At 33.0% G+C, this 10,280-nt stretch carries 1 protein-coding gene; it reads right to left on the bottom strand.

Going from position 1 to position 10,280, the window contains the following annotated elements:
* On the bottom strand, positions 1-10,280 hold a 10,280-nt coding region (locus tag SB679_RS22985), incomplete at both ends, for an amino acid adenylation domain-containing protein (RefSeq protein ID WP_410704622.1).

Here is a 10,280-nt window from a genome sequence, read left to right as displayed (position 1 = left end):
CAATATGATTCTGCTTTTTCATATCTCTCTCCGCCAAGCTCATCTTCCAACCATACTGTATAATCCTTGTATTGGATAGATAATGGTTTCTCTAATATTTCATCTTTCGCAATATCTTCATTAAAATATTCATTATATGTCTTCACTACTTCTGACACCAATATTTGAGTTGACCATCCGTCTCCAATGATGTGATGCATTGATAAGAAGAATAGGTTTTCGCTCTCTGACCTTTTTAATAATGAAGCTCTTATTAGTGGCGATTCTTCTAAGTTAAAAACTTTGCTGTTAGCAGCCTTTAAATAGCTTTCTATATCTGACTGGTTTTTATCTTCAAAATCTAAAACTTCTATTTTGAAATTAACGATTTCTTTTGGAGTAATATATTGTCGAATTTCTCCTGTTATTTCATCGGACTTAAATGAGGTTCTGATGATCTCATGTCTATTTATTAATGTTCTAAATGATTTTTCAAAATACTCTTCATTAAGTTTACCTTTTAAAGTAACCACTGTTGGCATATTATATGCTTGTGAGCTAACTTCTAATTGGCTCAGTATCCAAAGTCTCTGTTGAGATGATGTTAATGGATAATTTTCTTGTTGCTTTGCTTTTAATATTGGATTGTAATTCTTTTCCTTAAGGTTTTTTGTAATACCTTTAATAGTAGGATAAGCAAAGAAGTCTTTAAAGCTTATTGATGCAGATAAGCTTTGATAGGTTCTGTTAAGAATCTGAGCAAACATCAAACTATGCCCCCCAAGCTCAAAGAAATTATCGGTAATTCCTATTTTATCTACTCCCAATACTTCCTGCCAGATTTCTACAAGTTTTTCTTCAATTTCATTTCTTGGAGCAACATATTCTCTTCTGATTAAATCTTCACCCGTTACTCCAGGTAATGCCTTACGGTCAACTTTACCATTGGGTGTTAACGGAAGCTTATCCAGCTCTACAAAGAAGCCTGGTACCATATATTCTGGCAACTTATGCTGTAAATATTCTCGAAGTTCAATCTTATTTCTTTCCGTATCGATATCCTTAGTATAGTAAGCCGCGAGTACTTTTTCGCCATTGACTTCTTTAACATCTACTATAACATTCTTTAGTTCAGCTGAATAGCATAAAATAGCATTCTCTATTTCCCCCAATTCTATTCTATATCCTCGGATCTTCACCTGGAAATCTTTCCTTCCTAAGAATTCTATATTCCCATCAGGTAACCATCTTGCTAAATCTCCGGTATCATACATCTTACTACCTTTCTCAAATGGATTGTCTATAAACTTCTCCAAAGTTAAATCAGGTTTGTTCAAATAGCCACGAGATAAGCCTGTGCCGGATAAATAAAGACTTCCTATTGATCCTATCGGTACAATATTTTTATCCTCATCCAGAATATAGACCCGAGTATTAGATATAGGACGGCCGATAGGAATCGTATTACTATACTCCTTATCTTCTATCTTGTAATATGTACTATACGTTGTATCTTCAGAAGGTCCGTATAAATTATAAACATCCAGCTCTTTAACACCCAACCTATGAATTGTTTCTATAGGAATAGATTCTCCTGCCATATTTAATATACCAACAGTACTAAAAGATACTCCTTCTTCTAACAATTTATTAACTACTGAGGGTACCGTATTTATTAGGATTTTATCTTCCTTACTGATATAGTTTTTAATTTCAAGCCCATTCTCTATTATTCGTAATGTTTTGCCTACAGAAAGCGTATAGAACATTTCATAGACTGATAAATCGAAACAATAAGACGTCGCCGCATAGGTAATATTGAATTTAGAAATATCAAACTCGTTCTGTGCCCAGTGAATTAAATCGACAGCACTTCTGTTTTCTATCATTACTCCTTTGGGCTGACCTGTGGTTCCCGAAGTATAGATCACATACGAAAGATGATCCTGTTTGCTTATAACAGGAAGGTTATATTTACTATATATTTCCGAATCCTGGAACACTTCTTCCTGGAAAGTTTCCAAAAAAGATGCATCAATAGTAATCTTTGCTTTACTATCGTTTTCAATATAGGCTATGCGTTCCTGCGGATAATTAAGATCGATTGGAACATAGGCTGCCCCGGACTTTAAAATCCCTAATATAACAACAAGCATCTTCTCACTCCTCTCCAGCTTGATTCCTACTAGATCATCAGGTTGAGTGTTATAATTCTTCCTCAGATAACTACCTAATTGATTCGCCTGTTCATTAAGTTCTTGATAAGTTAGCTGTACATCTTTAAAGACTACCGCTATATTATCCGGGCTCCTTTCTACCTGATCCTCAAATAACTCAATTATTGTCTTATCATTCGAGTATTCTAAAGCAGTATCATTAAATTGGTGGAGAAGTTTATCACGCTCTTCAAAAGGTAAAATTAATTGATTATCTAAAATACTATCAGGACTAGTGATAAGTAATTCCAGAAAACTAAAGTAATATCCCTGAAGCTGCTCTATTGTAAACCCGTTCTTTAGCTCTCTTTGTAAATGCCATGAAATTTCCACTCCATTTGCTATAGGGTTTACAGATAGATCTAAGAATGTATTAGTCGATTCAAAATTAGCGTTTAAAAACTGTGATTCTTTCTCACCATGCTCTTCTTGAAAATTAAGTTCATTATAAATATGGAAATCTATATAATTGAAAAAAGTATCAAAGAATGGATTTTCTCCTTTACTATCGTTCGAAAAACGGGTATGCAATTCTAATAAACTTACTCCTTCAAATTTTTTCTGAATATTTATGGATTGGTCTATTTCTTTTACAAATTCTAAAATACTTCCATTTTTTCCTTTTAAACGGTAAGGAATAGTATTTAAGAAACATCCTAATACTTTATCCCCATCTTCTGATAAAGGTCTGCCGTTTGTAACAATTCCTACTGTAATATCATTATTATAAGCTAACATTTGAAGAGCATACAGATAAGCTGAAAAGTTCAATACCTTCATACTAAATCCATATTCTGCAATAAATTCTTGTACAGAGTTATAAAACTTTCCTTCAAGTATATATTGATAGCGTCTGGAAATAACCTCTTCACCAAAAATGTCTAATCTTATATAATTGTGCAACTTGTTTTCCCAATACTTATATTGATTCTCTGTTCTTTTTATACAATTTTGGTTAAAAACATAATCTTTATAGCTTGACGATAATTTTTTTAGCTTTAATTCAGGGCTTTCTAACAAAATCAGGTAGGTATTATTAAGCTCTGTTATTAAAGAAGCTACACTCCAACCATCTAAAATAGCATGGTGAAACTGAAACAATAAATACCTCTGCCTTGGAGCCAGCTCATAAATTTTCATTCGCCAGAGACCCGGAATAGATAGTGAAAAAGAATTCTCCGTACGCTCTTGCAGCATAAACTCCTTAATTAACGTTTCCTGAACTGATTTATCGTACGCAGCAATATCTTCAATTTTCAATGTAATCGGAATCGACTTATAAACCAGGTGTACGGGAACACTGTAATTCTCAAAATTAAATGCTGTACGAAGTATTTCATGTTTATCTACCAGTAACTGGATTGCTTGAGTAAAAACTGACAGATCAAAATCAAGCATTGGAATAGGATATAAGAATTGATCATGATAAATCCCTCTTCCACTATCCAAAACTGATGTATATAGCATTCCTAGTTCAATATCACTTATTGGATAAATCATAGTAATGTCTTCAGAATTTAGTTCTTTAGACAGACTAGCAAACCTTTCTTCTATTTCTTGTTTTATTGCCTGAGAAATTTCCCCTTCCATTCGGTCTAATCTTATTGATATTAACCCACTAATAGATGGTAATTCATAGATGTCCGATAATTTATAATTAGCCTCTAATAAATTATTGGTTCTGCTTAAAAGGCGAATTGAACGAATTGAATCGCCACCTAGTTCAAAAAAATTATCTGTAATCCCAATTTTTTCAATTCCAAGTACTTCCTGCCAAATCACTACAAGTTTCTCTTCAGTTTCATTTCTTGGAGCAACATATTCCTTTCTGATTTGATCTTCGTCGCTAACTCCTGGTAATGCCATACGGTCAATTTTACCATTGGAAGTTAGTGGCATTGTTTCCAATTCTACAAAAAAACCAGGGATCATATAATCAGGTAATTTCTCCTGCAAAAACAGTTTTAATTCTGTTTTATTGATTTCTGAAGAAGATACCAAATAAGCAATCAGGACTTTTTCACCATTCACTTCCTTGGCCTCCACTACAACATGTTTTAGATCTTCTCCATAGCTTAAAATACTATTCTCTATTTCTCCCAATTCTATCCTGTAGCCCCGGATCTTAACCTGCAGGTCTTTTCTGCCCAAAAATTCTATATTACCATCCGGAAGCCATCGGCATAGATCTCCTGTATCATACATTCTACCTTCTTCGAAAGGATTGGCAAGAAATTTTTCAGTTGTTAACTCAGGATTATTCAGATATCCTCTTGCCACACCATCTCCTGAAACATATAATTTCCCAGTTACACCAATTGGAACAGGGTACATGGATTCATCTAATATATAAGCCAAACTGTTTGGAATAGGTTTACCTATTGGGATAGTAATACATTTTTCATCATGAATATCAAAAGTCGTCGAGAATGTAGTATTCTCCGTAGGTCCATATCCATTTACTATTTTAATATGTGGATTGCTTTTAAATACTTTGTGAGTATAAATAGGAGATACTACGTCTCCCCCAACAATTAATTGAGTGATATTTTCAAAGAAATTAATTTTATTTTCAACTACACTATTGAACCATGATGCTGTCATCCAAAGACAATTCACCTCATATTTTTTAACAATATGTTCTAACTTTGATAAATCAAGTAAATTGTCCTGACTGGCTAGAACTAGTTTGGCTCCATTTAGTAAAGTTCCAAAAAACTCTATAATGGTTGCATCAAAAGATATGGAACCTGTACTTAATAAAATACTACTATCATTTAATGGGAAAAAAGAACAAGGTTTAACTAGTCTAATAACGCTGCGATGCTCTACCATAACTCCTTTAGGAACCCCTGTAGAACCTGATGTGTAAATTACATATGCAAGATCTGAGGATACATTGATGATTTCTAAATTTTCCTCACTATATCTAAATCTTTGTAAATTAAAAAGCATAAATTCGTCTTCATCAAGAACAACTTTACAGTCAGTATCTTTTTCTATGTAAGCTATTCTTTCCTCTGGATAGCCAGTATCAATTGGTACATATGCTGCTCCAGATTTTAATATCCCTAAAATAGCAACAATTACAGCCTCACTTCTCCTAAGTTTTATGCCAACGAAATCGTCCGGTACAATAGAATAATTCTCTCTTAAATAATAAGCTAACTGATTTGCTTTTTCATTTAATTCTATATAGGTTAGCCTTACTTCCTCAAAAATAACAGCTACATGATCAGGTGTTCTAGATACCTGATCTTCAAACAATTCTACAATGGTTTTATTTCCAGGATATTCAACATTTGTAGTATTAAATTTATTTATCAATTGGCTTTCCTCCGCTTCCGTCAGATATTTTATTTCTCCAATATTTTTACCTGTTTCCTCTATCAGTCTTTCCATCAAATTTCTGAAGTGAGTAAACATTCTCTCTATTAAATAAATATCATAAATATCTGTATTATAATCAATCATTAATTCCAGACCTTCTTTTTCAGTAAAAGAAAATCGGATATCTGATTGAGAAATCATTCTTGAAAAACCGTATTCACTTACCTTAAGTGCAGATAATTCTTGTTTATTGTTTTCTAATTGTTTCTGATTTTGTAAAACCACCATTACATCAAACAATGCAGAACGACTCGTGTCTTTTTTTAAATTAAGCTTGGTCACCAACTCATCAAATGGATAATCCTGATACTGATATGCATTTGATAAAATCTCTTTTTGTTTCAGTACTATATCTGAAAAACTATGTTTTTCGTCCAAACAGGTTCTAATTGCGAGTGTATTTAGAAATAGACCTAACTGATTTTCTAAATCTGGATGTTGTCTTCCCGCAATTGGCGTTCCAAGAATAATATCGTTTTGTCCTGTATATCTGTACAATAGAACATTTATCCCAGCCATTAACGTCATAAACAGAGTAACATCATGTTCTTTTGAAAAGGCTTTCAATTTCTTCAAAAACTCTTTAGGAAATTGATGAATAAGACTATTCCCATTATAGGTCTGTATCAATGGACGTATTTTAAAACTTGGCAGATTTAAGACTGGTATCTCTCCTTCAAATTGTTTTATCCAATATTTTTCTGATGTTTTAAATTTTTGCTGTTGTAATTCTTTATTCTGCCAGACAGCATAATCTTTATATTGAATTTGATGTTCATACAAATCTATTTCTTCTCCTAGCATGAGAGTATTATAGATCTTTATTATTTCAGATATTAATAACTCCATTGACCACCCATCTCCTATAATGTGGTGTAAGGATAAGAAATATATATATTCTGATTTAGCTACCTTGATTAAAGAAGCTCTTATTAATGTTGCTTGCTCTAAATCAAATATTTTTTTGTTCGTTATTTGTAAATAATTAATTACAGCACTTTCTTGATCCTCTATTGAACTATAATCCTCTTCATCAATTTTAAAATGTATTTGTTCTGCAGGTACAATATATTGGAAAACATCTCCTTCGTCATCAGCTTTAAAATAAGTTCTCAGTATTTCATGACGTTTAATCAGTAATCTGAAAGATTCCTCTAGCTTATTTTTGTTTATTTCTCCTGTCAATCTAACAGCTCCTGGCATATTATAAGCTATTGAACTGTTTTCAAGTTGGCTCAATATCCATAATCTTTTTTGCGCAGACGTTAATGGATATGAAATAGCTTCTAATGCTTTGGGAATAGTTACATATTTGTTATCTAATAATCCTTCAGTCAGTTCTTTAATTGTAGGATTTTTATAAAATATTTTGAATGAAATTTCTTTATTCAGATTTTTCATTGCACTATTAATAATCTTAGCCATCATTAAACTATGACCTCCTAACTCAAAGAAATTATCGGTGATTCCGATCTGTTCTATTCCTAATACTTCCTGCCATATGTGTACAAGCTTTTGCTCTATTTCATTTCTCGGAGCTATATATTCTCTTCTTATTAAATCTTCGTCTGTAATATCTGGTAATGCCCTACGGTCGACTTTACCGTTTGGAGTTAACGGGATAGATTCCAATTCTACAAATAACCCTGGGATCATATAGTCAGGTAAATTATTCTGCAAATATTTTCGGAGTTCATTCTTATCTATAGCTCCTTCAATATCTTTTGTGTAGTAAACTGCAAGCACCTTTTCTCCATTAACTTCTGTAGCATCAGCAACTACTTGTCTTATATCAGAGCTAAATCGAGAAATATTCGTTTCTATTTCTCCTAGTTCTATACGGTAGCCTCGGATCTTTACCTGAAAATCTTTTCTTCCTAAAAATTCTATATTCCCATCAGGCAGCCACCTTGCTAAGTCTCCGGTGTCATACATCTTTGTTCCTTCCTCAAATGGATTGTCTATAAACTTCTCCGCAGTTAAATCAGGTTTATTCAAATAGCCTCGAGATAAACCAGCTCCGCTTATATAAAGATTTCCATATACTCCGGAAGCATATAATTGTTGATTATTCCCAATATAAATTTTAGAATTTGAAAAAGGTTTACCTATAGGAGTTGTCCCGTTAAAATCCAGTAAACTATCATCAAAAAACGTAGAGTCTATAGTAGCTTCAGTTACGCCATAACTATTAATAACTTTGATAGACTTACCAAATTTATTCTTTATACGTAAATAATCTTGATTATTAAAACTATCTGAACCGAAAATAAAGATTTTCAAAAATGAAATGTCTAATTTATTAGCAATAACTTCATCACATAAACTTAATAATAGAGAGGGGGTACCTTCCAATATTGAAATTTGATTATTCTTCAACAATTGGTATAAAGATTGGACATCCAATTTGATATTATTAGGACATATTACCATCTTTCCTCCGTTCAAAATAGATCTACATAAATCACCTACGAAAACATCAAATGAAATACTGGCTAATTGAAGTAAATTTATATCTATTTTTTCAAGCTCATACTCTTTCCTCCAACATTTGTAAATACTGACAACATTTCTATTTTCTATCATCACACCTTTGGGCTTACCTGTAGAACCAGAGGTATAAATAACATAGGCCAGACTATCTGGCTGGCTAATGACAGGAAGATTCTCTTGAGTATATTTTACTTGTTCTTTTTGTATATTCTTCTTGAAAATCTCTAAAAAGTATTCATCAATAATCAACTTTAACTTAGTATCATCTTCAATATAGTCTATCCTTTCTTGTGGATAATCCGGATCTATTGGCACATAGGCGGCTCCGGATTTCAATATGCCCAATATACCAACAATCATCTCTTCACTTCTCTCAAGCTTGATTCCTACCAACTCATCGGATTGAGTATTATAATTCTTTCTCAGATAATCACCTAACTGATTCGCTCGCTCATTAAGTTCTTGATAAGTTAGCTGAACATCTTTAAAGACTACCGCTACATGATCAGGGGTTCTATCTACCTGCTCCTCAAACAACTGGACTATCGTTTTATCGTTCGAAGACTCAACCTTTGCATTATTAAATTTATGGATAAGTTCATAGTGCTCTTCTTCGGTAAGGAAGTCTATATCTTCAATTGTTTCATCTGTGTGTTCTATAGCTTTCGTTAAAAGGTTTTCAAAATGAACAAACATTCTTTTGATCAGGAACTCGTCATAAATATCTGTATTATATTCTATGCTAAGTCCTAATTGATCATCTAACTCTGTAAAAGTATAGCTTACATCAAACTGAGATGTCTTCCTTTGGTAATCATATCTCTCTACCTGTAAACCTACTATATCTTTTTCAGTATTACCTAAACGTAATTGATTCTGGTTTTGAAATACAACTAATACGTCAAATAATGCAGAACGGCTCGTGTCTCTTTTCAAATTCAGCTTGCCTACCAACTCGTCAAATGGGTACATTTGATGTTCATAAGCTGATAAGAGTATATTTTTCTCCTTATTGAGTATAGAGTTAAAGGTATTATTATCTTCTTCTAGTCTTGTTCTTATAGCAAGTGTATTAAGGTAAAGCCCTATCTGGTTTTCCAAATCAGGATGTTCTCTTCCTGCTATCGGTGTACCCACAATAATATCCTGTTGGCCTGTATATCGGTAGAGTAATGCGTTAACACCTGACATTAAAGTCATGAATAGTGTTGCGCCGTGTTTCTCCGAATACTTCTTAAGCTTTTCTGTAAATTCTATTGAAAACAATTGACTGATATTGTCTCCGTTGTAAGTCTGTATCAAAGGACGTGGCTTATAACTTGGCAGCTCCAACACAGGTAGTTCTCCTTCAAATTGATCTAACCAATAAGATTCTGCATTTTGATGCTTTTCACCCTTGTTTTCTTCCTGCCGCCATATCGTATAGTCTTTATACTGGATGGATAATGGAGCTTCTTCTTGCATCTCATTATCTTTACTATCTTCGTCCTTAAGAAGCTTGTTGTAGTTATCAACTATTTCTGACACCAATAACTCTGTTGACCATCCGTCTCCAATAATGTGATGCATTGAGAGAAAAAATAGATTTTCATTATCTGATATATTTAGTAAAGAAATTCTTATTAATGGTGATTGTTCTAAATTAAAGGATTCGCTACTAGCGGCTTGTAGATAGTCTTCTATCTCCAAATTATTTTTATCCGTAAAATCTAATAATTCTATTTTGAAGTTTATTTCATCCTTTGGAGTTATATACTGACGGATTTCTCCTGTAGCTTTATCTGACCTAAATGATGTTCGGATAATTTCATGTCTATCTATTAATGTCCTGAAAGATTTTTCAAAATACTCCTCATTAAGTTCACCTTTTAATCTAACTACTGCCGGCATATTATAAGCCTCTGAGCTACCTTCTAACTGGCTCAAGACCCAAAGTCTTTGTTGGGATGGAGTTAACGGGTAATCCTCTTCTTCTGGGGCTTTTGGTATTGGGGTATAGTCTTTTCCTATAAGGATTTTTGCAATATCTTTAATTGTAGGATAAGTAAAAAAGTCTTTAAAACTTACCTGCATTGATAGATTTTGGTTGATTCTGTTGATAATCTGAGCAACCATTAAGCTATGCCCCCCAAGCTCAAAGAAATTATCGGTAACTCCCACTTGATCTATTCCCAGTACTTCCTGCCAGATAACAGCCAGATT

It is taken from the genome of Chryseobacterium sp. SIMBA_029 (genome assembly GCF_046535275.1).
GTDB lineage: Bacteria > Bacteroidota > Bacteroidia > Flavobacteriales > Weeksellaceae > Chryseobacterium.
The sequence above is the reverse complement of the archived record's forward strand: the minus strand, read 5'-3'. Positions and strand labels throughout refer to the sequence as shown.